This is a genomic window from Streptomyces pseudovenezuelae (assembly GCF_029892565.1).
Taxonomy (GTDB): Bacteria; Actinomycetota; Actinomycetes; order Streptomycetales; family Streptomycetaceae; genus Streptomyces; species Streptomyces pseudovenezuelae_A.
Genome location: NZ_JARXVH010000007.1, coordinates 565,499 through 590,601, shown reverse-complemented (window position 1 = coordinate 590,601; position 25,103 = coordinate 565,499). Strand labels below are relative to the sequence as shown.

Below are 25,103 nucleotides of genomic sequence, written 5' to 3'. Positions count from 1 at the left end.
CATGCCCACGCCCAGCGGGTCGGGCCAGGCCGCCGCGCCGTTGAAGGCGATCGTGGCCACCGTCAGCATCCACGCCGTCTGGCGCAGCAGCGGGAACGGTATACGGATCCAGGTCAGCAGGAGATCAAGGGCGAGCAGGACGCAGATGCCCGCGTCGATGCCGATCGGGAACACGTACGCGAAGTTCCCGAAGCCCTTCTTGAGTGCCAACTCGCGGACCGCCGCGTACGAACCGGCGAAGCCGATGCCGGCGATGATCACGGCGCCGGTCACGACCACGCCGATGAGAACGCGGTGCATCCGAGTCAGCTGCAGTGGCGCGGCCACCCGTACTCCCCTCCCAGTGCGTGTTGTTGCGCGCAACAGAGTGGCACATGTGTGCGGCGCACGGGTTGCCGGTGGCCCCCGTCAGCTCTTCTTCGCAGCCGACTTGGACGGGGATGCGGACTTCGCGGTGGACGGAGAGGCCGAGGTCGCCCCGGACTTGGAGGGAGACGGAGCCGTCGTTGCAGAACCGGAATCCGAACCGGCGCCCGAACCCTCGCCGTTGGCCGCCGACACCGCGCCGACCGCCTCCTTGGCCGCCTTCTGCGCCAGCTTGGCGAGAGTGTCGGCGTTCGGCGTCTTCTCGCCGGCCAGACCCGCGCCGTTGTAGTCGAGCGTGACGACGACGTTCTCGACGCGCGTCACGATCGTCTGCTGTTTGAAGGCGCCTTCCTTCTTCTTCAGGTCGTAGCGCACGAGGGTCGCCGTGTCACCGATAGCCGTGACCGGCTGCGTCTTCGTGTTCTTCGCGCCCGTGGCTTCCTGGGCGTCCTTGACCTGCTTCTCGTAGTACGTCTGCGCCAGCTTGTCGCCCTCGCCGCGCGTGACGTCCGACTCGAAGCGCAGCAGCGAGACGTTCAGCCAGCGGAACTGCGAGCCCTTCACGCCGTTGCTGTCCAGGCTGTTCCAGGAGCAGCTCGCGCGCGTCCCCGTGTCGCTCGACGTGCCCTCCTTGCCGGACTTCGCGCCCTTGGGCACCAGCGAGGTCAACGTCTTCTTCGACAGGACGTCGCAGGAGTCCGGCAGCTTCTTGTACGCCGCCGCCTGCACGGTCGGCGCCGCGCTCGCGGAGGCCGAGGCGTCGCCGCCGCTCGCGCTCTTGCCGCCGTCACCGGAGTCGGAGCCGGAGTCGGAGGAGCAGCCGGCGGCGAGCAGCAGTGCGGGGAGGGCGGCCACGCCGACAAGGACACGGTTGCGCCGCTTCCCCCATCGGTCTCGCTCGTTCCGTCGGACTGGCTGTGCTGGTCGCTGCATGGTTCCTTCACTCATGACGCTCGTGGTTCCTGCCGTCGGATCGGGTCCGAGGGGCCACGGTACGCGGTGAAGAAGCTGTGCGGTTCTGCTTCATCCGCTTTGCGAACGGGCACGTGGAGGCGTCCGGAGGGGGTCAACCGCTCAGCGTGTCCGCCAGTTGAGAGGCCAGTTTCCGGGCCTTGTCCTGCATTTCCTTGCTGTCCGGGGTGACGCCGACGCCGGCCGGCTGCTCCTCGTACTCGATCGTCACGATGACGTTGGACGTGCGGAACACCACAGTCACCGTGCGCGGCTGGGGCGCGGAGGCGGAGCCGCTCAACGCGTCGTCGAGGTACGCCTCGTCGCCGATGCCGTCCAGGACGCGGGGCTGGAGGTCGGCGGGGGTGACGGAGCTGGAGGGGGAGCCGGAGGCGGAATCCGAGGGGTCGGCGCCGGCGGTGGAGGCGGAGGAACTCGCCGTGGGAGAGGCGCTGTCGCTCGCGCTGTCCTCGGCGCCCGGGCTGGAGGTGGCCGGTTCCGGGAGGTCGGCGGCGACCTCCTTCTCCGCGAAGAGCTCCTTCGCCTGTGTGTCGTCGCTCACGGCGTTGTCGTAGGAGACGACCCGCTCGAAGTCGACGTGGAGGTGGTCGGTCGCGTCCGCGGACTCCACCTTCCAACGGCAGCCCACCTTGCGGTCGGTGTCGAAGGTCTGCGTGGCCGCGCCCGCGTAGGCCTTGGTCCGCTGGTCCTCGTCGGTGATCTCCCTGACGCCGGGCAGCAGCGAGTCGAGGTTGCCCTGACTGACCGCGCCGCAGGCCTCCGGGAGGCTGTTGTACCGACCCGGCTGGGCCGAGACGGTCGACGTACCGGCATCGCCCGGGTTCGAGTCGTCCGTCGAACCCGTGTCCCCGGACCCGCCGGTGCAGCCGGCCAGCAGTGCCGCGAGAAGCGCGGCGGCGCCGGGTACGTATGCCTTCCGCTGCACGGTCGGGCTCCTCTCGACGGCGGCCCGGTGGCCGTAGCTGTGCCAGGTCTTCCAGTGTCCCCGCTGGTTAATCGCTTGCCGCACCGGGGCGTCCCCTGGAGACAATGTCTATCGCACGCATGGCCGTGGACGCCGGTCCGTTGTCTCTTTTGGCCCACCTGGCGCCGCTAATGCGATTCGAGACTTTCACTGACTTCTGTTGCTGTTCCGGGGGAATGAGGACGATATGTCGTACGTAGAGCTGCCGGGGGCGAAGGTTCCCATCCGCATGTGGGCCGACCCCGCGTCGGTCGACGACGGCGCGCTCCAGCAGCTGCGCAACGTCGCGACCCTCCCGTGGATCAAGGGCCTCGCGGTCATGCCGGACGTCCACTACGGCAAGGGCGCGACGGTCGGCTCCGTCATCGCCATGCACGGCGCCGTGTGCCCGGCGGCCGTCGGGGTCGACATCGGCTGCGGGATGTCGGCGGTGAAGACGTCGCTGACGGCCAACGACCTGCCGGGGGACCTGTCGCGGCTGCGGTCGAAGATCGAGCAGGCGATTCCGGTGGGGCGGGGGATGCATGACGATCCCGTACAGCCGGGGCGCTTCCACGGGTTCGCGACCGCCGGGTGGGACGACTTCTGGGGGCGGTTCGACGGGATCGCCGAAGCGGTCAAGTTCCGTCACGAACGTGCTGGAAAGCAGATGGGAACGCTCGGGTCCGGCAACCACTTCGTCGAAGTTTGCACTGATACGACCGGTTCTGTCTGGCTGATGCTGCACTCCGGTTCCCGGAACATCGGCAAGGAGCTGGCCGAGCACCACATCGGCATCGCCCAGAAGCTCCCGCACAACCAGGGCCTGGTCGACCGTGACCTCGCCGTCTTCGTCGCGGACACCCCGCAGATGGCGGCGTACCGCAACGACCTGTTCTGGGCGCAGGAGTACGCCAAGCGCAACCGCTCGATCATGATGGCGCTCCTGAAGGACGTGATCCACAAGGAGTTCCGGAAGGCGAAGCCGACCTTCGAGGCCGAGATCAGCGCGCACCACAACTACGTGGCGGAGGAGCGCTACGAGGACATGGACCTGCTCGTCACCCGCAAGGGCGCGATCCGGGCCGGCTCCGGCGAGTTCGGGATCATCCCCGGCTCCATGGGCACCGGTTCGTACATCGTGAAGGGTCTCGGCAACGAGAAGGCCTTCAACTCGGCGTCCCACGGCGCCGGTCGGCGCATGAGCCGTACGGCGGCCAAGCGGCGGTTCTCGACGAAGGACCTGGAGGAGCAGACGCGGGGTGTGGAGTGCCGTAAGGACTCCGGCGTCGTCGACGAGATCCCGGGCGCCTACAAGCCGATCGAGCAGGTCATCGACCAGCAGCGGGACCTCGTGGAGGTCGTCGCGAAGCTGAAGCAGGTCGTGTGTGTGAAGGGCTGAAAGCTGAAGGGCTGACGGCTGAACTGCGCGGTGTCGCACGCTACTTGGCGTGCAGCACCGCGTAGATCATGACGAAGGCGACGATGTGGATGCCGAAGAGGAAGTACGCGAGGTAGTACCAGACGTAGCGTTCGCGCCTCTTTTCCAGGGCGAGGCGTTGGCGGTCCAGTTCGGCGGCGCGGTCCGCTTCGGCCGGGTCGGGCGGGCCGGCTGTGTCCTCCGGGTCCGGCATCACTGCTCCCGGTGGACCTTGGTGTTGGAGGCCTGGGCTCGCGGGCGCAGGACCAGGAGGTCCACGTTGACGTGGCTCGGGCGGGTGACCGCCCAGGTGACCGTCTCGGCCACGTCGTCCGCGGTGAGGGGCTCGGCCACGCCCTGGTAGACCTTCGCCGCGCGCTCCTCGTCGCCGTTGAAGCGGGTGAGCGCGAACTCGTCCGTCCGCACCATGCCGGGTGCGATCTCGATGACCCGGACCGGCTGGCCGACGATCTCCAGGCGCAGGGTCTCGGCGAGGACGTGGGCGCCGTGCTTGGCGGCGACGTAGCCGCCGCCGCCCTCGTACGTGCCGTGGCCCGCGGTGGAGGAGATGACGACCACCGTGCCGTCGCCGCTCGCCACGAGCTTGGGGAGCAGGGCCTGGGTGAGGTTCAGGGTGCCGATGACGTTCGTCTCGTACATCGTGCGCCAGTCGGCGGGGTCGCCGGTGGCGATGGGGTCCGCGCCGAGGGCTCCGCCGGCGTTGTTGATCAGGACGCCGATCGTCTTGAAGGCCGTTGCGAACTCGTCCACCGCTGCTCGGTCCGTCACGTCGAGTTGGTAGGCCGTCGCTGCGTGGCCTGCGTTGGTGATCTCCTCCGCCAGCGCTTCGATGCGGTCCTTGCGGCGGGCGGTCAGGACCACGCGGTAGCCCGCCGCGGCCAGCTGCCTGGCTGTGGCGGCGCCGATGCCGCTGCTCGCGCCGGTGACGATCGCGATTCGGGATGTCGTCGACGGGGCTGCGGTGGGCATGGGGTGCTCCTTGGGCATGCGGTCGGGTGGCCTCGCCAGGATAGGTGGGGCTTGGTGGGGGCTCGTTGTGGTGGGTGCGGTTCGATGCCGGGTGCGGGCCGGTGGGGGCTGGTCGCGCAGTTCCCCGCGCCCCTAAGAGCAGGTCGGCAACCTTGGCCCTAATTTCTTGGGGCCCACATGATCACGGCCATCCCTGCCAGGCACACCAGGGCGCCCGTGATGTCCCAGCGGTCCGGGCGGTAGCCGTCCGCCACCGCGCCCCAGGCCAGGGAACCGGCTACGAAGATTCCGCCGTATGCGGCGAGGATGCGGCCGAAGTGGGCGTCGGGCTGGAAGGTGGCGACGAAGCCGTAGGCGCCCAGGGCGAGGATTCCGCCGGTGATCCACAGCCAGCCGCGGTGTTCGCGTACGCCCTGCCAGACCAGCCAGGCGCCGCCGATCTCGAAGACGGCGGCGACGACGAAGAGGGCGGCGGAGCGGACGATCGGCATGTCGGCAGCTTGGCACGGGCGCTGTCACCTGTTGGACGGCGCCTGCCGTTCGCGTGGCGGGGGATACATGCGTACGTCCGTCGCGAGGTCCGTGGCGAGTGAGGAGTGGTGGGTATGCGCAGGGTTCTCGCGGTGGGGGTGGCCGCTCTGGTGGTGAGCGGAGTGGTGGTTGCGCCCGCAGGTGCGGTCGGTGCGGTTGGTTCTGGCGGTGGGCCTGAGGCCGATCTGGCCTATCACGGGGTCGCCTCCATGGCCGGTGGACGGGTCGACGTCCGGTTCACTCCGCGCAATCACGGGCCCTCGGACGTGCCGGACGCGACCGTGCGGCTGCGGTGGTCGGCGCCGCTCGCCAACGGGCAGGTGCTGCCGGGCGGGTGCGCGCGGTCCGGGCCGCGGGTGGTGCTGTGCCGGGTCGGGGCGCTGGCGGCGGACGATCTCGGGGCGCCGATCGGCATGCGGGTGCGGCTGAAGGGTGCGCCGAGCGAGGTGCTGCTGGAGCTGGACACCGTGTGGAGCGGCGGCGCGGTGGATCACAACCGGGCCAATGACCAGCAGCGGGTGCTCGTGCTGGACAGCGGGGACGAGTACTACTTCTGACTCCCCGCCCCGGCGTTCTCCGCCCCGGCGTTCTCCGTCTCGGCGTCGTAGCGGTCCCGTGCCTCGTGCACTTCCTCGATGTGGGTCTCCGCCCAGGCCTTCACCGCGGTCATCAACAGGGCCAGGCTGGCGCCCAGTTCGGTGAGTTCGTAGTCGACGCGGACCGGGACGGACGGGGTGACCGTGCGGGTGAGGATGCCGTCGCGCTGCAGTGAGCGCAGGGTCTGCGTCAGCATCTTGGGGCTGACGCCGGCGAGCCTGCGGCTCAGGTCGCTGTAGCGCATGGGGCCGGTCGAGAGGGCGGCTACGACGAGGCTGACCCACTTGTCGCTGAGCCGGTCGAGCAGTTGGTTGGTGGGGCAGGACCGGATGAACGCGTCGTATTTGACGCGTGCCTGCTCGCGTCGCTGGGCTGCGGTCGTGGTCGGCATCGCGCGCTCTCGCTCACTTTCGGGGTAGGTAGGCACTTTCAGGTAACTACTTACGAATCGATAGTAGCTGTTCCTAGGGTTGCTGACAGCTGCGGGGATACCCGAGCTGACCAGCAGGTATAGGGAGACAGTCGTCATGCGTGCAGCAGTGGTGAACAGTTTTGGCGGGCCCGAGGCCGTGGAGGTCGTGGAGACGGAGGTGCCCGCGCCGGGCGCTGGGCAGGTACGGATCAAGGTGGCGGCGGCCACGGTGAACCAGGTGGACGAGGGCGTGCGGGGCGGTTTCTTCGGGGGTGAAGGGCAGCGGATCGGGCTCGGCTGGGACGTGGCCGGGACGGTGGACGCGATCGGCGTCGGTAGTTCGTGGAGCGTCGGTGATGAGGTGGTTGCCCTGTCCCCGGGCATGGTGCGGCCGCTCGGTGCCCATGCCGAGTACGTCGTCGTGGCGGCCGGTGCGACGGCCAAGGCGCCGGTGACGGTCGACGCCGTCCACGCGGCGACCCTGCCGCTGAACGGCCTGGCCGCCGTACAGGCCCTGGATCTGCTGGAGTTGGTGGAAGGACAGTCCCTCCTGGTGACCGGTGCCGCGGGTGCGGTCGGCGGGTACGCCATCCAACTCGCCGCCCAGCGGGGTGTGTTGGTGACCGGGCTGGCCCGGGAGGGCGACGAGAAGCTCGTACGGGCTCTGGGGGCCGCGGAGTTCACGAGCGGTTCTGTCGAGGACGGGGGCTTCGACGGCGTACTGGACGCGGCGAATCTCGGTGAGCCGGCGTTGGCGTGGGTGCGGGACGGGGGTGCCTACGTCGGTGTCCGGCCGGGGGCGCATCCGGCCTCTGTGCGCGGGGTGCGGACCGCTGCCGTCGAGGTGGCTGCCGACGGGTCGCAGCTCGCGGAGTTGGTGGCGCTCGTCGATGCGGGAGTGCTGACCCTGCGAGTGGCCGACACGTACTCCCTGGACGAGGCGGCCAAGGCGCATGCCCGGCTCGCGGAGGGCGGGGTGCGGGGGCGGCTGGTGCTGGTCCCGTAGGCGTGAGTCCCGTGGGCGTTGGTCAGTTCGCCGTCTGCGTGTACGTCGTCGGCGGAACGCCCACCGTCGCCGTGAAGTCCCTGACCAGGTGGGCCTGGTCGGCGTAGCCGAGGTCGGCGGCGAGTGCGGCCCAGTCGACCTCGCGTCGGGTGCCGGCGAGTTCGAGGGCCTCGTGGATGCGGTAGCGGAGGATGACCCACTTCGGGGTGACACCGACGTACGCCGAGAAGAGCCGCTGGAGCGCCCGTACCGAGAGGCCGGCGGCTTGGGCGAAGCCGTCGACGCGGCGGATCGTGCGGTCGGTGCGGGCACTTTCGACGAGGTCCACGGCGAGGTCTGCCTGCGGGTCGGGGGCCGGGCGGAGGGGGAGCAGGAAGGCGTCGAGGCGGGCGATGCGGGTGGCGTCGTCGGTGGGGCTGACGACAGCGCGGGTGGTGTCCGGCAGTGCCTGTGCGAACACGTCCCCGGCGTCGAGCGCGCGGCCCGTCCAGTGCGAGGCCGGCAGCTCGGGGGCGTACGGGCGGAAGCCGCCGGGCCGGAACTTCACCCCGCACACCCGGCCCTTCCCGGTGATCTTCCTGGTGTAGAGGCCGTGCGGGATGCCGGTCAGCTCGGCGTAGGGCGGGGTGTCCTCCGTGTCGATCCCGTCCCACTGGAAGGTGAGGTTGACGGAGGGGTGCGGGACGACGTGGGAGGCGTAGGGCTCGGGCAGGTCCCAGTCGATGAACCAGTACCGCTCGATGTACCGGCGCAGCGGCTCGGCGGGCTCGTGGCGGCGGAACCTCACCCGGGTCAGCAGCCCGGAGGGGTCGACGATCCCGCGGGTGTCGCGGCGGCGGGGGGCGGCCATGGCCGGATCGTACGTCGCGCTTCGTCGGGCGTCGCGTTTCTTCAAGAAGGGTCGGCCCGGGCGTCCGTACGGTCGAGGTATGGACACGAACAGTGAGACGGCGTCCAGCGAGACGACGAACAGCGCGACCACGGACAGCGTGACGACGTACGGCATCGGTGAGCTGCTGGCCATGGCGCGTGCGCGGGCGGTGCCGGTGGTGGGCGGCATTCCCGACGCGGCGCTCGCCGCGCCCACGCCCTGTGCCGAGTACGACGTGAAAGCCCTGGTCAATCACCTCTTCCAGGTGATCGTGCAGTTCCAGCGGCTGGCCGCGAAGGAGACGTCGGACTTCGGCGAGACGCCCGACCGGGTCGGTGCGGGGGCGGACTGGCGCGAGCGGTTCGCGGGCGAGGCGGACCGGCTGGTGGCGGCCTGGTCCGCGCCCGGCGCCGAGGAGGGCACCACCGGCGCCATGGACATGCCCGCACGGCTGGTCGGCTCGATGGCGCTGCTCGACCTGACCGTGCACGTGTGGGACCTGGCCCGGGCGACGGGCCAGGAGTACCCCGACGCCGATGACGCGATTGTGGCTCAGCTGGCGGAGACGGTCGCCGAGCTGGCACCGACGGCCAAGAAAATGGGCGTCTTCGGGGAGCCGGTGCGGGCGGCGGAGGGCGCGTCGGCGTTCGAGCGGCTGCTGGCGGAGACGGGGCGGGATCCGGGGTGGGAGGGGAGCCTGGCCGCCGGGTAAGGGGAGCAGGCCGGGCCCCGGGCGCCCGGGGCCCCGGATCAGGCGGTAGGTACCGCCCGGGGCCCCGGATTAGGCGGTAGGTACCGCCGGGGGCCCAGGTCAGGCGGTCGGCACCGCCCGCGGCCCCGGTCAGGCGGTAGGTACGGGCGCGTCCGGCGCGATCAGCCGCTCCTCGCGCAGGTCCGTCCAGAACGCCGCCGGGATCGGCTCGCCGAGCGCGGCCACGTCCTCGGCGATGCGGCTGGGCCTGGTGGCGCCGGGGATCGCGGCCGCCGTCGCCGGATGAGCGAGGGAGAACTGCAGCGCGGCCGACTTGATGCCGATGCCGATGCCGTGCCGCTCGGCGAGCGCCTTGATGCGCGCCACCTTGTCGACGATGTGCGCGGGCGCCTGCTGGTACTCGAAATGCGTTCCGCCGACGAGGATGCCCGAGCTGTAGGGGCCGCCGACCACGATGTCGACGTCCTGGGCGGCGGCGGCCGGCAGCAGGCGCTGCAGGGCGCGGTCGTGGTCGAGGAGGGTGTAGCGGCCGGCGAGGAGGAAGGCGTCGGGCTTCGGCTCGTCCAGGTCGAGGGTGAGCTCCAGGGGCTCCACGCGATTCACGCCCAGGCCCCAGCCCCTGATGACGCCCTCCTCGCGCAGCCTCTGCAGCACACGGAACGCGCCGGTGCGGGCGCTCTCGTACACGTCGGCCGCGCCACCGAGCAGCTGCACATCTCCCAGTCACCGCTCAGCCGGCAGATCGCCCAGCTGGAGAAGAACCTGGGCCTGACCCTCTTCGAACGCAGCCAGCAGCGCATCCGGCTGACCTCCGACGGCCGTGTCTTCCTGACGGAGGCACGCGCCCTGCTGCGCCACGCGGACCGCCTGGAGAACCTGGGCCGCCGCCTCGGCCGGGGCGAGGAGGGCGGCCTGTGCATCGGCTACGTCGCCGACGCCATGCACACCGGCATCCTGCCCACCGCCCTGCGCACGCTGCGCGATCAACGCCCGGGTATTCACGTCGCGTTGTACGACCAGGAGTCGGCGGACCAGTTCGAGGGCCTGCGTCAGCGCAGCCTGGACATCGCGCTGGTACGGACGCCTCCGCCGGAGGACGACCCGGACCTGAACGCGGCCCCGTTGCTGAGTGACCCCCTGCTGCTCGCGCTGCCGGCCGAGCATCCCCTCGTAGAACAAAGGGAGTTGACCCCCTCGGCCCTCGACGGCCAACCCTGGATCGCGGTGGGCGACGACTCCCAGGACCCGGCCTGGCGGGACACGTTCGTCGCGTCCTGCGTGGCCTCCGGCTTCAGGCCGGACATCCGTCTCGACGCGGCCGATCCCCTCACCGCCCTGGGCCTGGTCGCCTCCGGCCTCGGTCTCGCGCTCATCCAGCAGAGCATGTTGCGCGGCACGACGGACGGCGTCGCGGTGCGCGAGCTGCCCTGGTACGGCGGTTCGGTCCAGCTCTGGGCGGCCTGGCACCGGCTGGATCTCCGCCCCGTGGTGGCGTCGTTCCGTGAAACGGTCCTCGCGGGCCGGGCTGCCGACCCTGATGCCGACGGGATGCCGACCAGCGCGCCGACCGGGATGCCGGCCAGGGCGCCGACCGGAAACAGTGACGGGAATAGCCGTACGGGGCCCACCGTTCTGTGGGTATAGTTGAACAGTCAACAACATGGAGGATGAGCGACCATGCAGTTCGGGATCTTCAGCGTCGGCGACGTCACGCCGGACCCGACGACGGGCCGGACGCCGACGGAGCGTGAGCGCATCAAGGCCATGGTCGCCATCGCGCTGAAGGCCGAGGAGGTCGGCCTCGACGTCTTCGCGACCGGCGAGCACCACAACCCGCCGTTCGTGCCTTCGTCCCCGACGACGATGCTCGGCTACATCGCGGCACAGACGGAGAAGCTGGTCCTCTCCACGTCCACCACGCTCATCACCACGAACGACCCGGTGAAGATCGCCGAGGACTTCGCGATGCTCCAGCACCTGGCCGACGGCCGCGTCGACCTGATGATGGGCCGCGGCAACACCGGCCCGGTCTACCCCTGGTTCGGGCAGGACATCCGCCAGGGCATCAACCTCGCCATCGAGAACTACGCCCTGCTGCACAGGCTGTGGCGCGAGGACGTCGTGGACTGGGAGGGCAAGTTCCGCACCCCCCTGCAGAGCTTCACGTCCACGCCCCGCCCGCTGGACGACGTACCGCCCTTCGTCTGGCACGGATCGATCCGCTCGCCCGAGATCGCCGAGCAGGCCGCGTACTACGGCGACGGCTTCTTCCACAACAACATCTTCTGGCCGGCCGACCACACCAAGCGGATGGTCGAGCTGTACCGGGCGCGCTACGCCCACTACGGACACGGCACGCCGGAGCAGGCGATCGTCGGTCTCGGCGGCCAGGTCTTCATGCGCAAGAACTCGCAGGACGCGGTGCGCGAGTTCCGCCCGTACTTCGACAACGCGCCGGTCTACGGCCACGGGCCCTCCCTGGAGGACTTCACCGACCAGACCCCGCTGACCGTCGGCTCCTCGCAGGAGGTCATCGAGAAGACCCTCGCTTTCCGCGACTACGCCGGTGACTACCAGCGCCAGCTGTTCCTGCTGGACCACGCCGGGCTGCCCCTGAAGACAGTCCTGGAGCAGCTCGACCTGCTCGGCGAGGAGGTCGTGCCGGTACTGCGCGAGGAGTTCGCGAAGGGCCGCCCGGCGGACGTACCGGAGGCACCGACCCACGCGTCCCTGCTCACCGCCGCCCAGAAGGAGAGCGTCGCATGAAGCTCGTCGTCGTTTCGGCGGGGCTGAGCGTGCCCTCGTCCACGCGGTTGCTGGCGGACCGGCTGGCCGCCGCGGTGGACCGGCAGACCCCGGTGGACGTCCAGGTCGACATCCAGGTCGTGGAGCTGCGCGACCTGGCCGTGGAGATCGCGCACAACTTCACCAACGGTTTTCCCGGCAAGGCACTGTCCGCCGCCCAGCAGGCGGTGACCGACGCCGACGGCCTCATCGTCGTCACGCCGGTGTTCTCGGCCTCGTACAGCGGACTGTTCAAGTCCTTCTTCGACGTGTTGGAGATGGACGCGCTGGCGGGCAAGCCGGTCCTGGTCGCCGCGACGGGTGGCACGGCCCGGCACTCGCTGGTCCTGGACCACGCCCTGCGTCCTCTCTTCTCCTACCTGCGCGCCGTGGTCGTCCCGACCGGGGTGTACGCGGCGTCGGAGGACTGGGGCGCGGAGGGTCTGGAGGGCCGGATCGAGCGGGCGGCGGGTGAGCTGGCGGCTCTGATGACGGGCCTGGCGGCGGCGAGGCCGGTGGCGAAGGCGGACGACTTCGAGGTCGTGCCGTTCGCAGAACAGCTGGCAGCCCTCTCGCCCACCAGCCCGTCCGGCGCGCACTGACAAGGCCGGTCCTGGTCCCACCCAGCCCGTCCGGCGTTTGAGGACGAGGCCGTCCAGGCCGAAAGCGGGGGTCTGGGGGCGGCAGCCCCCAGGGACGGCCCCCCAAGGGTGAGATCCGGGTAAAAAGGCTGATCGTAGACCCACACACCCCGCCGATCCGCCGGAGGCATTGGCAGACTGGGGCCCGTGTCCCAAACTGTGCTGCTCGCCGAAGACGACCGCGCCATCCGTCACGCCCTGGAGCGCGCCCTGAGCCTGGAGGGCTACCAGGTCACCGCGGTCGCCGACGGCGTGGAGGCGCTGGCGCAGGCCCACCGCACCCCACCGGACGTGCTGGTGCTGGACGTGATGATGCCCGGCATCGACGGCCTCCAGGTCTGCCGGGTGCTGCGCGCCGAGGGCGACCGCACCCCGATCCTCATGCTCACCGCCCTCGTCGAGACCGCGGACCGGATCGCCGGCCTTGACGCGGGCGCCGACGACTACGTGGTCAAGCCGTTCGATGTCGAGGAGGTCTTCGCCCGGCTGCGCGCGCTGCTGCGCCGGACCAGCTCGGGCAACGGCGCCCTGGCGGACGTACCGAAGGAGCCGCAGATCACCGACCGGCAGATCGAGGCCGCCGGACTGCGGATGGACATGCAGGCGCGGCGGGCCTGGCGGGGCGGGCGTGAGCTGGAGCTGACGCGGACCGAGTTCGAGCTCCTCGAACTGCTGGTGCGCAACGCGGGGATCGTGCTGGACCACTCCACGATCTACGACCGGATCTGGGGCTACGACTTCGGGCCCGGTTCCAAGAACCTCGCCGTGTACGTCGGTTACCTGCGCCGCAAGCTCGACGACCCGGGGGCGCCGGCGCTGATCCACACGGTGCGCGGTGTGGGTTACGTGCTGCGGGAGGACTGAGTGGGGCGACTGCGGCGCCTGCTGGTCAGACGGCGGCCCGGCCTGGTCTCCCTGCGCACCACCTTCGCGGTGTCCTTCGCGGCGGTGACCGCGGCCGTCACCGTGCTCGTCGGCGTCCTGTCCTACAGCGCCGCCGCCCGGCTGGTCCGGGTCGACCAGGAGTCGGTGTTCGACCAGGTCGTGCAGGATCTGCGCGACGAGGTGCGCCAGCACACGATGACGCCCGGCGACTTCTCCTCGTCGGCGCCGGGTCACGACATCGTGCGGCCGGCCCGGACCGATGTGCAGGTGCTCGGGCCGGACGGTTCGGTGATCGACTCCGGCAGCCCGGCGCTGCCGGTCACGTCCGCCGACCGGGCGATCGCGGCCGACCGTACGGCCGGGACGATCGCCGAGCACAAGGAGGTAGACGTCGGCGCCGACGTCTACCGCGTGGCGACCGTCTCGCTCGGCGGCGGACACGGCGCGGTGCAGGTCGCGCAGGAGTTCAGCGACACCGAGGATCTGCTGCGGGCGCTGCAGCAGCGCACGCTGATCCTGATGGCCGCGGTGGTGACCGGCGCCGGCATCGTCGGCTGGTGGCTGGCCCGGCGCATCACCCGCCGCCTGATCATCCTCACCTCCGCCGCGGAGGACGTGGCCCGCACGCGCCGGCTCGGCATCGTCGTACCCGTCGCCGGCTACGACGAGGTGGGCCGCCTCGGCCGCGCCTTCGACCGCATGCTGGGCCGGCTCGCCCAGTCCGAGGAGGACCAGCGCCGTCTGGTCCAGGACGCGGGCCACGAACTCCGTACGCCGCTCACGTCCTTGCGTACGAACATCTCCCTGCTCCGCCGTATCGACGAACTGCCCCCCGCCACCCGCCTCGAACTGGTCGCCGACCTCTCCCAGGAGGCGCGGGAGTTGACCGACCTGGTCAACGAACTCGTCGACCTCGCGGCCGGTCAGTCCGACACGGAGCCGCCGCAGCGGGTGGACCTCGCCGACATCGCCGAGGACGTCGCGGGCCTGGCCCGGCGCCGCACCGGTCGCGAGATCACGGTCCGCGCGAGCGGCGACACGACGACCGACGGCCGCCCCGGCATGCTGACCCGCGCGATCTCCAACCTCGCGGAGAACGCGGCCAAGTTCGACCGCGACGGCACCGAGCCGATCGAGATCAACGTCTCCGGCCCCGCCCGGCCCGGCACGGTCCGCGTCGAGATCCTCGACCGCGGTCCCGGCGTCGCCGAAGCCGACCTCATCCGCATCTTCGACCGCTTCTACCGAGCCGCCGACGCCCGCTCCCTCCCCGGCTCCGGCCTGGGCCTCTCCATCGTCCGAGAGGTGGCCATGGCCCACGCCGGCGCCCCCTTCGCCTACCGGAGGGAGGGCGGAGGCTCGGTGATCGGGTTCACGGTGGGCGGGGCGCCGGCGGGTCTTACCAGGTGATCGACGGGGTCTACGGAGAAACCGACGGCCACCTGATCTGGGCGGCCCAGCTCCGCCCCGACGGTTCCCCGGCCCCCGGCGTCCGCGTCTACCGCCACGGCTTGGCTACGGCGGTGGCGAGCCCCGGCCTTTCGGGGCGGGACCGGATCGCGGTGGCCGGGGAGGAGGCCGATGCGCTGATCCTCGTACGAGATGTGCTGCGCGAGGTCGGGCCGACCTATCGCCCTTTTGGCGAGGCGGGGTTGATCGACGGACTGGTGCGCGGGATTCCTCAACTCGGGCATGGTGGCGGCCCGTTCCTGTGGATGGAGACGACGGTGCCGCACGCGGCGGCCGGTCCGGAACGCGTCGGCTGGCTGGACGCGCCCGGCGAACGGGCGGCCGGGGACCTCTTCGCCCGACACTTCCCCGACTCCTACGCCCAACCCGGCCGCCCCGGCGTCCGCCGCTGGGCGGGGCTGCGCGACGAAGCCGACGGACGGCTGCTCGCCGTGGCCGCGGACGCGTGGTCGGCGGGTGGGTGCGGGTTCCTGGCCGGGGTGGTCACGCATCCGGGGGCGCGGGGGCGGGGGTTGGGGGGCGAGGTTTCGGCGTTCGTGGTGGGGGAGTTGGTACGGGACCACGGGCGGGCCGCGTTGATGGTGGACGCGGGGAATGTGGGCGCGGTCGGGGTGTACGAGCGGGTCGGGATGAGGGGGCGGGTGTTCGGGGCGGCGGGCGTGGACTGAGGTCGGGTCAGGACCGGTGGTGGACGGTGCACGCCGTGCTTCTCGGGGGTGGGACGAAGGTCGGGGCCGCGGCCGCGGGGGAGTCGGGGAGGTCCCAGGCCAGGCGGATGCCGTCGATCAACTTCCTTGCGCTGTAGGGGGATACGGCGAGTTCGAGGCGGGCCTCCGCGAGGAGTTCGGGGTCGCCGTCGGGGCCTCGGCTTCGGGCTGCGGCCATCCGGCTGTTGAACTGGGGGCGGCCGAAGACGCCGAGCAGGGTGAGGGAGAAGTAGGCGTAGGCGGCGGCCTCGTCGATGAGTGGGCGGGCCTCGTCGGCCACCGCGTCTCCCGTGGAGTGGTCCTGCTGGCGTGGTGCGTGGATGGCGAAGTGCTCAAGGGCCAGCAAGAGTTGCTCCTCGCGTCCGCGGCACGGGCAGGCGGTCCGCAGGTGACCCACGAGACCGCGGAAGGAGCCGAGGATCACGCTGGTGTCCTCGGACCACTGGTACTTGGCCAGGAGGGTCCTGAAGCCGGCGAGGGTCTCCGAGAGTTCCTCCAGGATGACCGTCTTGGAGATGTCGGTGAGTTCCACGTCGTGCGTCGTGTCCCGCACTTCCACGAGGCGACGTCCGTAACGGATCAGGTCACGCGGGATTCCGCCGGACAGGGCGTGGGAGAGCAGGACGAACGGCGGCGAGATGTCGTCGGCGCGCTTGCGCAGCACGCCCGTGGACTCCGCGAGAACGTGCGCCTGTACATGCAGGACGTCGTCGAAGGAACTGTCCGTCACATCGCGGTGCGGAAGGCCGCGCCGTACGAAGGCGGCACCGACGTCCTCGGCGACGGAGATCAGGAAATGCACCCCGGGCACTCCCAGGACCGCCTTGATCTCGCGCAGGAAAGCCAGCGCCTCCGCGTCGGTGCCCAGCCGGTCCACCTCGTCGATCGCGATGATGAAGCGCTGCCCGCGGGACTGGATGTCCTGGGCGATGTCGGCCAGGAGCAGGCGGAAGTCGGCCACCAGGGACGGGTAGTTGGGCGGGATCGTCGACAGCGAGGTCGTATGCGAGGTGCCGAGACTGAGCAGTTGGGTCGCCCCGGTGGTGACGGCTGCCGACGAGCTCTGGATCGTCTGCAGTTGGTAGAGGCGCCTGCGGCAGGCCGCGACCAGTTTCGGCTCGGGCCGGATCAACGTCCAGGAGCGGTACTGGAACTTCCCCAGCCCGATGCCCAGCAGCCAGATCAGGATGCGTTCGGGATTCTCCGAGTCGGTGAGGATGGCCCGGCCCCCGCGCGAGGCGATCAGCACGGCGAGCGCGGCAAAGGGAAGAAGCCGCACGAGTGGGGCGTAGAACCAGCGCTTCGGTACTTCCCACTCGCTGATCCTCACCACCACGTCGCGGGCCGGGTAGTTGGCGAGCAGAACGATCGAGAGCACGAGGAGCAACAGCCACCAGGCCAACGTCCCGTCGTGGAGCAGGGACGCCGCGTTGCGCCGGATCTCGGGGTCGAATGCGAGGGAGATGAACGGTCCGCAGCACAGCGCGACGACCACGACCTGGTACACCGTGCGCCCCGTCCTGCGCAGGACCACGCCGACGGTGGGGGAGCTCCGGATCATCCAGATGGCGACGCCGACGCAGGTCGCCGCCAGTCCCGCGACCACCGCCTGCCCGTGCCACACGTCCAACGCGTGTTCGCGCACGGTGTCGGCCAGGTCGGCGACGTAGCGGCGTACTTCGTTGCTGTGCTCGGTCTGCAGAGAGCGTGCCGTGGCGAACAGGCCCAGGGTGACGAGTCCGGCGGCCGGCAGAGCGAACGCGAGCCAGCGGACCAGCCGTTGGAGCGGCAGGGCGAGCCGGCCCAGCACCCGGTGCAGATGGGGAAGACGCGTGAACTCCGGGACGTGGTGGCCGGCGTCGCGGATGTAGGTCTCGCAGACCTGGACGAAGAGCGAGGTCAGGAAGTCGTGCGGGGCGTAGGCCGCGGGCGCCTCGGCGAAGACCGAGAAGTCGTGCGGGGCCGTGCACTTGCGCAGCAGGGAGGTCTTGCCGACGCCGCGCGGGCCGCTGATGGCGATGGTGCCGCCGTCTATCTGCTTGATCTTGCGCAGGAGTTGGCCGAGCGCGGCGTTGTCGATCAGCCACCTGCTGTCCCTGGGCGAGCGGAGCCCGTCGTAGTCGGTGGCCAGCAGCAGCGTGTCGTGATCCTCGCCGAGCAGGCCGTCGACCGCCTTCTGTACCACCGGGCCGGCGGTGCGCTGGACCAGCACCCGGTACCAACGGCGGCCCAGGAACAGGGACAACGGCACCAGGACCGACAGGCCGAACGTGAACAGGACGCCGCCAAGTCCCCAGAGCAGGAGTTGGATCCGGGACCGGGAGGCCTCCAGCACGAGGGCCAGCGCGCCGAGGGTGAGGGTGAGCAGGACGGCGAGGGTGTACAGGAACGGGGCGCCGCCGAACCACAGCAGTACGGTGACCGCGGCAGTCACGTAGAAGGCCGCGGTACGGCTGTCCCACTCCGCCTCCTCCGCGATGCTGCGGAGCAGATCCTGCACCTGTTTCCGTTTCACGGCGACCGAGTGGAACGCGGCGTGCGAGCCGCCGCCCCAGGCGAGTACGTCGGCGATGTTGTCCTGCGAAGACATGGCCCGGACGACGTCGTTCGCCGTCACGGCCGGGCGGGCTTCGAGCTGCCGGCGGATACGGGGCACGGTCAGACACGCGCGTACGGCGCGCCGGTAGATGACATCCTCGGCGACGGTGTCCCAGTACACGGCTCCCCCGAACCTCACGCGACGGCCACGGTGTTGGACACGGTGACGGACAGGAAAGTATGGGGTCGGCACCCGGCCCGGTCCAGGGAGAACCGGAAAAATCAGACCCCGGCCGCCGTGAACCCCGTAGGGCACGCCGTAAGAGAATGTGACGCGCATCACCGGAACTCGCCCGCTCGGCCGGTCAGTTGAGAACGTGACCACAGATATGCGAACCCGGATACGGGCCGGAGATCCGGACGCCTTCGCGGAACTCTTCGACGACTGTGCCCGCGCCGTGTACAACCACGCCTTCCGGCTGACCGCCGACTGGTCCGTGGCCGAGGACGTCATGTCGGCGACGTTCATGGAGGCTTGGCGGCGCCACGGGTCGATCGAGGCCGAAGGGGGCTCCCTGCGGCCGTGGTTGCTGGGCATCGCCACCAACGTCGCCCGCTCCCACTACCGCAGCAACCGGCGCTACCGGGCCGCGGCCACCGCCGCCGCCGAGGCGGGCGTGAGCGAGACACAGGTCGCCGACCACGCCGAGGAGACCGCGGGGCGGCTGGACGACCGGCACCGGATCGCCGCCACGCTGACCGCCCTCGGCTCCCTGAAGCGCCCCGAACGCGAGGTGTTGGTGCTGTGCCTGTGGGAGGGCATGGAGTACGCCGACGCGGCCCGCGCCCTCGACATCCCGATCGGCACCGTCCGCTCCCGCCTGTCCCGCGCCCGCGGCAAGCTGCGCAAGCTCGCCGACGCCGAGCTGAAACGGAAAGGCCGAGAGATCAGCGAAGGCATAGGGAGCCGAGAAGGCCGAGGGAGCCGAGAAGGCAGGGAGAGAAGAGAGAACCAAGAAGGTCGGGAGAAACGGGAACTCGGGTCCACGAACCGGCAGATAACAGGAGATCGCGGATACGCGGTCCGGTCCGCACAGGAAGGAAACCGATGAACGCCAGCCCCTCCCAGCCGCACCCGGCTGAGTGGACGGAGACCCAGGACCTCCTGCCCTCCGTCGAACGGGATCTGCCGGCGGGCCGCCACCAGTTCCACAAGGAGCACATGATGGCCCAGATCCACGACGACCTTCGCAGCGCCACCCGCCCGGCCGCCCCGGTGGTCACCCCGCAGCGCCGCAACCCGTTCCTGCGCCGCGCGATCCTGCTGCCCGCGATGGCCTGCGCCCTGGCCGGCGCGGTCGTCGGCGGCCTCGCCCTGGCCGGCGGGAACGGCGACGGCAAGACCCCCCTCGCCACCGGCCCCGCGCTGACCACCACGATCGGCGCCGCCGACGCCAAGGGCGCCCCCCAACTCCTGGACCGCATCTCCCTGGCCGCCGCCGACACCTCCGGACCCACCGCGCACGACGGCCAGTTCATCTACGTGGCCTCGAAGGTGGCCAGCACCTACCCCAAGACCGTCGACGACAAGACCACGGTCGTCAGCCAGGAACTCCACTCCCGTCAGGCCTGGGTGTCCGTCGACGGGCTGGACGGCTGGCTGATCGAGGCGGGCGAGACCAGCGACAAGGGCATGACCCTGGAGAGCAAGGTCCCGCTGGGCGGCGCGTACGACCAGTTGGTCAAGCTGCCCACCGACCCCGACACGCTGCTGCGGCAGATCTACAAGGAGTCGGACGCCGTCCGGGACCACGAAGTCCCGCGCGACCAGGCGGCGTTCGTCGCCATCGGCGACCTCCTGACCGAGAGCTACCCGCCCGCGGACGTCGCCGCCGCCCTCTACAAGGCCGCCGCCAAGATCCCGGGGGTCGTCGCGGTGGACGACGCGGTCGACGCCGAGGGCCGCCACGGGATCGCGATCGCGCGGCAGGACAACACCGGCGACCGCACCGAGTGGATCTTCGACAAGAAGAGCCTGCGGTTGCTCGGCGAGCGCGTCGTGGTGGTCAAGCCGGGGGCGGACAGCGAGTTCAAGGCCGGCACCGTCATATTCACCAGCGCCATCACGGAGCGCGCGGTCGTCGACGCGAAGAAGCAGACGCCGGGCGGGACGGCGAGCTGAGTGCGCCCGGAGCGACCGTCCGCGACCACGGCGGGGGCGCTGGCCGCCCTGCTGGTCGCGGCGGTGCTGACGGGGATCGCCCTGACGATCCCCGGCTCCGGCCTGGGCGTACGGACGGAGGGCACGGGCACGGCTCATGTGCCGTGTGTCCGTAGTACGCAGTGCAGGTGATGAGGAGAGCGCCGGGTCCCGGTCCATGGAGGCCCGGCGTCTCAATGCCCGGACCCGGCAAGCTCATTGTGCGGGCGCGGTGAGAGCGAGAGGCTGGGCAGATGACCCACAGGCACCTCCGTTGACACCGAACCCGCTCAACTCACCCGCCCCGCCCGAGCCCCTGGGCCCGTCGTCGCTCGCCTGGCGGTACTTCAGCGACTGGCGGAGCCTGCTGCTGAGTCTGTGGGCCGGGTCGATGCAGAACATGCACCCCGGTCTCGGCGCCGGCGTACAGGAGCACTCACGGTTCTTCGAGGAGCGCTGGGAGAGGCTGTTCCGCTCGCTCTACCCGATCGCCGGAGTGGTCTACGACGGCCCGGACGCGGCCCGCACCGCCCGCCAGGTCCGCGACTACCACCTCGGCATCAAGGGCGTGGACCGCCACGGCCGCCCCTACCACGCACTCGACCCCGACACCTTCTTCTGGGCCCACGCGACCTTCATCATGATCCCCGTCCTCGTCTGCCAGTACTTCGGCCGCCCACTGACGACGGAACAGAAGGAGCAGCTCTACGCCGAGAGCCTGCAGTGGTACCGGCTCTACGGGGTCAGCGACCGCCCCGCCCCGGCGAACTGGCCTGACTTCTGCGCCTACTTCGACCGGATGTGCGCCGAGGTCCTGGAAGACAACTGGCCGACGCGCGCCGTGCTGGACATCCGCGATCTCGCCAAACCGCCCGCTCTACGCCGGCTCCCGGACGCCCTGTGGAAGGTGCTGCGCGTCCCCGCGACGCGTCCCATGGTCTGGCTCACCGTCGGGATGTACCCGCCGACGATACGGGCACGCCTGGGCTACCGCTGGTCCCGCCGGAGCGCCGTCGCCCTGTGGCTGCTGGGCCGCACGGTCGCGCTGGGTTGGCACCTGGTGCCGTTCGAGCGGCGTTACCACCCGCGGGCCCGGGCGGCTTGGCGTCGTACCCGCGGGCTGTCGGTGCCACCGGTGGAGACACCGTCGCGGAACCTGCCGCCCCCGCCATGACGCGCTGATGGGTACGCACGGTCACCTCGGGGCTAGTTCAGGTCGGCCAGAAGGTCATCGAGGGCCTGGTTGAGGGCGCCGCCGTTGGCCCCGTCGAACCAGGTAGTGCGGATGCGTTCGTTGCTCCCGTTCGGGGTCTCGTGGTCGGCCGCGAGCTGGTGCAGGGTGCGGGTCCCGTCGCTCAGGGCGCGGCCGACTCCCTGGAAGAGGCTGCGGACGTAGCCGTCCGCCTCGTCGGAGGGGATGCCGTGGGCGACGGCCCAGGACGTGAGCGTGGCGAGGTACCAGTAGTGGGTGGTCAGGGTTCCCGTCAGCGCGGAGAAGACGTTGAAGGCCGCCTCGTCCGCGGCCGGGAGCACCCCGCCCAAGTCCTCGAAGAGGGAGTTCACCGCCGGATGCGAGGGGTACGTCACCGTGACGGAACGGCGTTCGCGTACGGCGGGCAGCGGGATGGCCCGTACGAGCGGGGCGTCGGTGGCGAGCGTCCGGCGCAGGTCGTCGTTGCCGACGCCCGCCATCACATTGACCACGACCTTGTCGCCGCCCACCCGCAAGCCGGCCAGCGCCTCGTGCCGGTCCTGTCGGCGTACGGCGATCATCACCACCTCGGAACGGTCCACCACCTCCTGGTTGTCGGCGCAGACCGCCACGTCCGCGTAGCGCGCGGCCAGTTCGGCGGTGATGCGGGCTCCGCGGGGGGAGAGGAAAACCGCCGGTGACTTGACGTCCGACCTGTCGTCCGGCCTGACGTCCGATCTGTCGTCCGACCGGACATCCGACCTGTCGTCCGATCTGTCGTCCGAGCTGCCCTCCCCCTCGCACAGGCCCGTCACGACGGCCCGGCCGATCTCGCCGACTCCGATGACACCGACGCGCTTCACAGGGCGGCCCGCAGGAAGTCGAGGATCTCCGCCCGCGCGGCCGCGGCCTGCGGGGCCAGCCCCGGCACGCTGAGAAACGCGTGCCCCGCGCCCGGGTACTCGGTGAGCCGCGTCGGCGTCCCGCCCGCTCGCAGGCGTTCGGCGTAACGGCGACCGTGATCGGCCACGGGGTCGTGGGTCGGCACCACGACGAGCGCCGGCGCCAGCCCGTCGAGGTCGTCGGCGTACAGGGGTGAGAGCGCGCGAGGGTCGGTCCCCGGGGGAACGGCGAGCCGCTGGAACAGGCGCAGTTGAGGCAAGCCGAGGGTCGGGGTGCGGGGGTGTTCGGTGACGGAGTCGTGGTCGAGCATCGCCTCGGTCACATCCACAGCGGGGTTGACCAGCACCTGCGCGGTGAGGTGCAGGTCGGTCTCCCTGGCCCGGATCGCCGCCAGCGCACTGATCAACCCGCCGCAGCTCTCCCCGAAGACGGCGGTCCGAGCCGGATCGACGCCCCACTGCGGGGCGTGCCGCACCACATGCTGGAGCACGTCCCAGCCGTCCTCGACGGCCGCCGACAGGGGGGTGTCCTGGTCGAGGAGGCGGTGCTCTACGGAGACGACGACTGCGGGGAGTTGGGCGGCGAGGTGACTGTTGACCCAGTCGCTCTGTACGGCCGTACCTACGAAGGCGCCGCCGTGGATGTGGAGTACGAGGGGGAGGCCGGGGCGGCCTACGCCGTCGCGGTTGCCCTCACTGCCCTCGCCGTAGGGCCCGGCGACCGGCCGGTACACCCGGACCGGGAGCGCGCGGCCGGGCAACGCCACGGTCTGCCACTCCATCGTGGCGCCGGGATCCGGATCGCCGGTGAACGGCCGCGCGGCGCTGGACGCCCGGAAGCGGTTCTCGGCGTCGCGGTAGGCGACCAGTTCCTCGGCGGTCATCGCCGGCCAGTCCGGCTCGGGCGGCCGCTCGACAGCAGTGACCTCGCTCATGTCGGCTCCTCGCTCATGTCGTCCCATGCCGCGCCCAGAGAGTTTCGCGACCTCAAGTATCGATACCAAAGGTAGCGAAACCGGATACCCTCTGGGAATGGCTCCGACCACATCCGCCAAACCCCCCGGCAGGCCCCCCGGTCGCCCCCGCACCGGCGTCAACGCGACGGTCTTCGCCGCGACGCTGAGCACCGTGCAGGAACTGGGCTACGCCCGCGCCACCGTCGAGCGCATCGCCACCGCGGCCGGCGTCGCGAAGTCGACGGTCTACCGGCGCTGGCCGTCGAAGGGCGAGCTGATCGTGGACTGCCTCCTGGACGCGTTCGGCCCGGCGCCGTTGGAGGCGGTCAGTCGAGCCGAGCTCATGTCCTCCGCCATCCGTTGGATCGCGGCGAAGATCGGCGAACCCGGGGTGGGCGACGCCTTCGCCGGCGTCTTCAGCGACGCCGTCAGCGATCCGGCCCTCCGCGAGATCCTCGCCACCCGCTTGCAGGACCCGTACCGCCTCGCCCTCCAGGACGCACTCGGCGAGCCGGAACACCGGGTGTTGTTCTTCATCGACGTGGTGGTCGGGGGGCTGCTCCATCGGATGGGGATGACGGGGGAGCCGATGGTGGAGGGCGATGTCGAGGCGTTGGTGGAGATGGTGCTGGTGCACTTTGCCGACGGTCAAAGGCCGACTTGAGCGCGGCAGGGACGGGCTGGCCGACTGGGCTCAGGTGGTGAAGACCACGGGCATGCCGGTCCAGCCGTTGCGGATGTGGTTCAGGACCGGGGTGGGCTCGCCGGCCGGCTTCACGCCCGTGAAACGGTCGAGCAGGGCGTCGAGGACGATCGGGGCTTCGGTGCGGACGAGGCGGGCTCCCATGCAGTGGTGGATGCCGGCGCCGAACGCCAGGTGCTTGACGCTCTCGCCCCGGGTGACGTCGTACCGGTGGGCGTCGGGGAACACGGACTCGTCCCGGTTGGCCGCCATGTACATCAGGTACACGTGCTGTCCGGCGCGGATCGGCCGACCGCCGATCTCGACGTCCTCCGTCGCGGTCCGCAGCATCGCCCGGGCCGGTGTGACGTAGCGCAGGGTCTCCTCGATCGCCGCCGGGATCAGCGAACGGTCCCGGCGGAGCAGCTCCCACTGGTCGGGGTGCCGGCCCAGGTGATGGACCAGGCCGGATAGCAGGGAGCGGGTCGTGTCGTTGCCGGCGGCGAGCATGGTCATGGCGAACATGACGACGTTGGCCTCGGACACGCCCTTGTCGTCGAGTTCCGCGGTCAGCAGGACGGTGAGGAGGTCGCCGTCGCCGGGCCCCCGGCGCTTGCCCTCCAGACTCTCGACGATGAACCGCTGCAGACTCCGGAACTCGGCCGCCGCTGCGCGCAGTTCCTCGAACGTCAGGTCACCGGCCAGCTTCTCCAACTCGTCGCTCCAGAACCGGACGCGCTCCAACTCCGTGTGGGGCAGCCCGATCAGGCGGATCGCGGCGTTGATCGGCACCAGGTCGGCGTAGGAAACCCAGTCGACCACCTGGTCCGGGGTGATTCCGTCCACCAGCCCACGCACGTCCCGCGTCAACGATTCCCGCACCCGCCCCATCGCCTCCGCCGAGAACGCCGGCGCCATCACGCGGCGCAACTCCGCATGGCGCGGCGGGTCCGTCGTACCGACCTGCTCACCGCCCTCGGGGAAGAAGCTGTCGGTGATCAACTCATCGCCCGCCTGCGCCTGGTACTTGACGTCGTTGAGGAAGAGGCCCCTGGAGCTGACGAAGGTCTCCGGCAGACCGGCGATGGCCCGGATGTCGGCGTGCCGGGTCACCACGAAGGTGTCGAGGGGCTCGTAGTAGTAGAAGGGCGCGTGCTCCCGCATCCGGGCGAACGTCGGCCACGGATCGGCGACGTAGAACCTCGGGTCCTCGATCGGGACGCTGAAGAGGGGGACGGTGGGCGAGCTGTCGGTCATCGGCGGACTCCTGTCGGCGGTGTCGCATGATCAGGCACGTGGGGATCGGCCGTGTCGGGTCTCGGTGAC

At 70.7% G+C, this 25,103-nt stretch carries 27 protein-coding genes and 1 pseudogene; 15 read left to right on the top strand and 13 right to left on the bottom strand.

Annotated features, from left to right (window positions below):
* The 3 genes from M2283_RS25725 to M2283_RS25715 form a co-directional block, all read right to left on the bottom strand.
* Positions 1 to 327, bottom strand: a 327-nt coding sequence (locus M2283_RS25725) for a DUF2637 domain-containing protein (protein ID WP_280878709.1), incomplete at its 3' end; no start/stop codon positions are given.
* Between the two features lie 81 nt (positions 328 to 408).
* Positions 409 to 1,314: a DUF3558 family protein gene (locus M2283_RS25720; protein WP_280878708.1), complete on the bottom strand. Its 906-nt coding sequence runs from the start codon at positions 1,312 to 1,314 to the stop codon at positions 409 to 411.
* Positions 1,315 to 1,432: 118 nt separating this feature from the next.
* Positions 1,433 to 2,263, bottom strand: coding sequence for a DUF3558 domain-containing protein (locus M2283_RS25715; protein WP_280878744.1), 831 nt, complete (start codon positions 2,261 to 2,263; stop codon positions 1,433 to 1,435).
* Between the two features lie 226 nt (positions 2,264 to 2,489).
* Here M2283_RS25715 and M2283_RS25710 point away from each other — a divergent pair, with 226 nt between their 5' ends.
* Complete coding sequence (locus M2283_RS25710) at positions 2,490 to 3,683, top strand: RtcB family protein (RefSeq protein ID WP_280878707.1); 1,194 nt, start codon at positions 2,490 to 2,492, stop codon at positions 3,681 to 3,683.
* Positions 3,684 to 3,723: 40 nt separating this feature from the next.
* On the opposite strand, the gene M2283_RS25705 is transcribed toward M2283_RS25710, so the two are convergent.
* The 3 genes from M2283_RS25705 to M2283_RS25695 form a co-directional block, all read right to left on the bottom strand.
* Positions 3,724 to 3,915 (bottom strand): hypothetical protein, encoded by a 192-nt coding sequence (locus tag M2283_RS25705; protein WP_280878706.1) that lies wholly within the window; start codon positions 3,913 to 3,915, stop codon positions 3,724 to 3,726.
* Entirely contained in the window at positions 3,915 to 4,691 is a 777-nt protein-coding gene (locus M2283_RS25700) for an SDR family oxidoreductase (protein ID WP_280878705.1), read from the bottom strand. Before M2283_RS25700 ends, M2283_RS25705 begins: the two co-directional genes overlap by 1 nt.
* Positions 4,692 to 4,849: 158 nt before the next feature.
* The gene (locus M2283_RS25695; RefSeq protein ID WP_280878704.1) at positions 4,850 to 5,182 is read right to left on the bottom strand and encodes a YnfA family protein; all 333 of its coding nucleotides are present in this window, start codon (positions 5,180 to 5,182) and stop codon (positions 4,850 to 4,852) included.
* A 114-nt stretch (positions 5,183 to 5,296) separates the two neighbouring features.
* On the opposite strand from M2283_RS25695, the gene M2283_RS25690 reads away from it, so the two are divergent.
* Positions 5,297 to 5,779, top strand: a complete 483-nt coding sequence (locus M2283_RS25690; RefSeq protein WP_280878703.1) for a hypothetical protein — start codon at positions 5,297 to 5,299, stop codon at positions 5,777 to 5,779.
* On the opposite strand, the gene M2283_RS25685 is transcribed toward M2283_RS25690, so the two are convergent.
* Positions 5,770 to 6,210, bottom strand: coding sequence for a winged helix-turn-helix transcriptional regulator (locus tag M2283_RS25685; RefSeq protein WP_280878702.1), 441 nt, complete (start codon positions 6,208 to 6,210; stop codon positions 5,770 to 5,772). The genes M2283_RS25690 and M2283_RS25685 overlap by 10 nt on opposite strands.
* 136 nt (positions 6,211 to 6,346) lie before the next feature.
* Here M2283_RS25685 and M2283_RS25680 point away from each other — a divergent pair, with 136 nt between their 5' ends.
* A complete protein-coding gene (locus tag M2283_RS25680; protein ID WP_280878701.1) occupies positions 6,347 to 7,237 on the top strand; it encodes an NADP-dependent oxidoreductase in 891 nt (296 codons plus the stop codon).
* Positions 7,238 to 7,259: 22 nt separating this feature from the next.
* Here the strand turns inward: M2283_RS25680 and M2283_RS25675 are convergent, their stop codons facing one another.
* Positions 7,260 to 8,087: a helix-turn-helix domain-containing protein gene (locus M2283_RS25675; protein WP_280878700.1), complete on the bottom strand. Its 828-nt coding sequence runs from the start codon at positions 8,085 to 8,087 to the stop codon at positions 7,260 to 7,262.
* A gap of 172 nt (positions 8,088 to 8,259) precedes the next feature.
* Between M2283_RS25675 and M2283_RS25670 the strand changes: the two genes are divergently transcribed.
* Entirely contained in the window at positions 8,260 to 8,820 is a 561-nt protein-coding gene (locus M2283_RS25670) for a TIGR03086 family metal-binding protein (protein ID WP_280878743.1), read from the top strand.
* 129 nt (positions 8,821 to 8,949) lie between these two features.
* Here M2283_RS25670 and M2283_RS25665 read toward each other — a convergent pair.
* Positions 8,950 to 9,504, bottom strand: a pseudogene (locus M2283_RS25665) (aldo/keto reductase); the annotation flags it as partial.
* Between M2283_RS25665 and M2283_RS25660 the strand changes: the two are divergent.
* From M2283_RS25660 to M2283_RS25635, 6 genes are all read left to right on the top strand, one after another.
* Positions 9,466 to 10,464, top strand: a complete 999-nt coding sequence (locus M2283_RS25660; RefSeq protein ID WP_280878742.1) for a LysR substrate-binding domain-containing protein — start codon at positions 9,466 to 9,468, stop codon at positions 10,462 to 10,464. The pseudogene M2283_RS25665 and the gene M2283_RS25660 overlap by 39 nt on opposite strands.
* 33 nt (positions 10,465 to 10,497) lie before the next feature.
* Positions 10,498 to 11,586, top strand: coding sequence for an LLM class flavin-dependent oxidoreductase (locus M2283_RS25655; RefSeq protein WP_280878699.1), 1,089 nt, complete (start codon positions 10,498 to 10,500; stop codon positions 11,584 to 11,586).
* A complete protein-coding gene (locus M2283_RS25650; RefSeq protein ID WP_280878698.1) occupies positions 11,583 to 12,206 on the top strand; it encodes an FMN reductase in 624 nt (207 codons plus the stop codon). Before M2283_RS25655 ends, M2283_RS25650 begins: the two co-directional genes overlap by 4 nt.
* A gap of 198 nt (positions 12,207 to 12,404) precedes the next feature.
* Complete coding sequence (locus M2283_RS25645; protein WP_280878741.1) at positions 12,405 to 13,109, top strand: response regulator transcription factor; 705 nt, start codon at positions 12,405 to 12,407, stop codon at positions 13,107 to 13,109.
* Positions 13,110 to 14,540: a sensor histidine kinase gene (locus tag M2283_RS25640; RefSeq protein WP_280878697.1), complete on the top strand. Its 1,431-nt coding sequence runs from the start codon at positions 13,110 to 13,112 to the stop codon at positions 14,538 to 14,540.
* Positions 14,537 to 15,268 carry a GNAT family N-acetyltransferase gene (locus tag M2283_RS25635; RefSeq protein WP_280878696.1) on the top strand — a complete coding sequence of 244 codons (732 nt, stop codon included), beginning with the start codon at positions 14,537 to 14,539 and terminating at the stop codon, positions 15,266 to 15,268. The genes M2283_RS25640 and M2283_RS25635 overlap by 4 nt, the downstream gene beginning before the upstream one ends.
* A 7-nt stretch (positions 15,269 to 15,275) precedes the next feature.
* Here M2283_RS25635 and M2283_RS25630 read toward each other — a convergent pair whose 3' ends face one another.
* Positions 15,276 to 18,044, bottom strand: coding sequence for a hypothetical protein (locus M2283_RS25630; protein WP_280878695.1), 2,769 nt, complete (start codon positions 18,042 to 18,044; stop codon positions 15,276 to 15,278).
* 178 nt (positions 18,045 to 18,222) lie between these two features.
* Here M2283_RS25630 and M2283_RS25625 point away from each other — a divergent pair, with 178 nt between their 5' ends.
* The 4 genes from M2283_RS25625 to M2283_RS25610 all read left to right on the top strand — a co-directional run bounded on the left by M2283_RS25625 (position 18,223) and on the right by M2283_RS25610 (position 21,219).
* Positions 18,223 to 18,957 (top strand): RNA polymerase sigma factor, encoded by a 735-nt coding sequence (locus M2283_RS25625; RefSeq protein WP_280878694.1) that lies wholly within the window; start codon positions 18,223 to 18,225, stop codon positions 18,955 to 18,957.
* Positions 18,954 to 20,027 (top strand): CU044_5270 family protein, encoded by a 1,074-nt coding sequence (locus M2283_RS25620; protein ID WP_280878693.1) that lies wholly within the window; start codon positions 18,954 to 18,956, stop codon positions 20,025 to 20,027. Before M2283_RS25625 ends, M2283_RS25620 begins: the two co-directional genes overlap by 4 nt.
* Entirely contained in the window at positions 20,028 to 20,198 is a 171-nt protein-coding gene (locus tag M2283_RS25615) for a hypothetical protein (protein ID WP_280878692.1), read from the top strand.
* Between the two features lie 121 nt (positions 20,199 to 20,319).
* A complete protein-coding gene (locus tag M2283_RS25610) occupies positions 20,320 to 21,219 on the top strand; it encodes an oxygenase MpaB family protein (RefSeq protein ID WP_280878691.1) in 900 nt (299 codons plus the stop codon).
* A 32-nt stretch (positions 21,220 to 21,251) separates the two neighbouring features.
* Here M2283_RS25610 and M2283_RS25605 read toward each other — a convergent pair whose 3' ends face one another.
* Positions 21,252 to 22,100, bottom strand: coding sequence for an NAD(P)-binding domain-containing protein (locus M2283_RS25605; protein WP_280878690.1), 849 nt, complete (start codon positions 22,098 to 22,100; stop codon positions 21,252 to 21,254).
* Positions 22,097 to 23,074 (bottom strand): alpha/beta hydrolase, encoded by a 978-nt coding sequence (locus M2283_RS25600; protein ID WP_280878689.1) that lies wholly within the window; start codon positions 23,072 to 23,074, stop codon positions 22,097 to 22,099. Before M2283_RS25600 ends, M2283_RS25605 begins: the two co-directional genes overlap by 4 nt.
* A gap of 97 nt (positions 23,075 to 23,171) precedes the next feature.
* On the opposite strand from M2283_RS25600, the gene M2283_RS25595 reads away from it, so the two are divergent.
* Positions 23,172 to 23,759, top strand: coding sequence for a TetR/AcrR family transcriptional regulator (locus M2283_RS25595; protein ID WP_280878688.1), 588 nt, complete (start codon positions 23,172 to 23,174; stop codon positions 23,757 to 23,759).
* A gap of 30 nt (positions 23,760 to 23,789) precedes the next feature.
* On the opposite strand, the gene M2283_RS25590 is transcribed toward M2283_RS25595, so the two are convergent.
* On the bottom strand, positions 23,790 to 25,034 hold the full coding sequence (locus tag M2283_RS25590; RefSeq protein ID WP_280878687.1) for a cytochrome P450: 1,245 nt from the start codon (positions 25,032 to 25,034) through the stop codon (positions 23,790 to 23,792).
* Positions 25,035 to 25,103: the final 69 nt, after the last annotated feature.

Coding starts and splice junctions, on each gene's coding strand:
- M2283_RS25720 (WP_280878708.1), bottom strand. CDS start 1,314: ATGAGTGAAGGAACCATGCAGCGACCAGCACAGCCAGTCCGACGGAAC.
- M2283_RS25620 (WP_280878693.1), top strand. CDS start 18,954: ATGAACGCCAGCCCCTCCCAGCCGCACCCGGCTGAGTGGACGGAGACC.
- M2283_RS25675 (WP_280878700.1), bottom strand. CDS start 8,087: ATGGCCGCCCCCCGCCGCCGCGACACCCGCGGGATCGTCGACCCCTCC.
- M2283_RS25655 (WP_280878699.1), top strand. CDS start 10,498: ATGCAGTTCGGGATCTTCAGCGTCGGCGACGTCACGCCGGACCCGACG.
- M2283_RS25600 (WP_280878689.1), bottom strand. CDS start 23,074: ATGAGCGAGGTCACTGCTGTCGAGCGGCCGCCCGAGCCGGACTGGCCG.
- M2283_RS25680 (WP_280878701.1), top strand. CDS start 6,347: ATGCGTGCAGCAGTGGTGAACAGTTTTGGCGGGCCCGAGGCCGTGGAG.
- M2283_RS25710 (WP_280878707.1), top strand. CDS start 2,490: ATGTCGTACGTAGAGCTGCCGGGGGCGAAGGTTCCCATCCGCATGTGG.
- M2283_RS25705 (WP_280878706.1), bottom strand. CDS start 3,915: ATGCCGGACCCGGAGGACACAGCCGGCCCGCCCGACCCGGCCGAAGCG.
- M2283_RS25590 (WP_280878687.1), bottom strand. CDS start 25,034: ATGACCGACAGCTCGCCCACCGTCCCCCTCTTCAGCGTCCCGATCGAG.
- M2283_RS25690 (WP_280878703.1), top strand. CDS start 5,297: ATGCGCAGGGTTCTCGCGGTGGGGGTGGCCGCTCTGGTGGTGAGCGGA.
- M2283_RS25595 (WP_280878688.1), top strand. CDS start 23,172: ATGGCTCCGACCACATCCGCCAAACCCCCCGGCAGGCCCCCCGGTCGC.
- M2283_RS25650 (WP_280878698.1), top strand. CDS start 11,583: ATGAAGCTCGTCGTCGTTTCGGCGGGGCTGAGCGTGCCCTCGTCCACG.
- M2283_RS25695 (WP_280878704.1), bottom strand. CDS start 5,182: ATGCCGATCGTCCGCTCCGCCGCCCTCTTCGTCGTCGCCGCCGTCTTC.
- M2283_RS25685 (WP_280878702.1), bottom strand. CDS start 6,210: ATGCCGACCACGACCGCAGCCCAGCGACGCGAGCAGGCACGCGTCAAA.
- M2283_RS25700 (WP_280878705.1), bottom strand. CDS start 4,691: ATGCCCACCGCAGCCCCGTCGACGACATCCCGAATCGCGATCGTCACC.
- M2283_RS25670 (WP_280878743.1), top strand. CDS start 8,260: ATGGCGCGTGCGCGGGCGGTGCCGGTGGTGGGCGGCATTCCCGACGCG.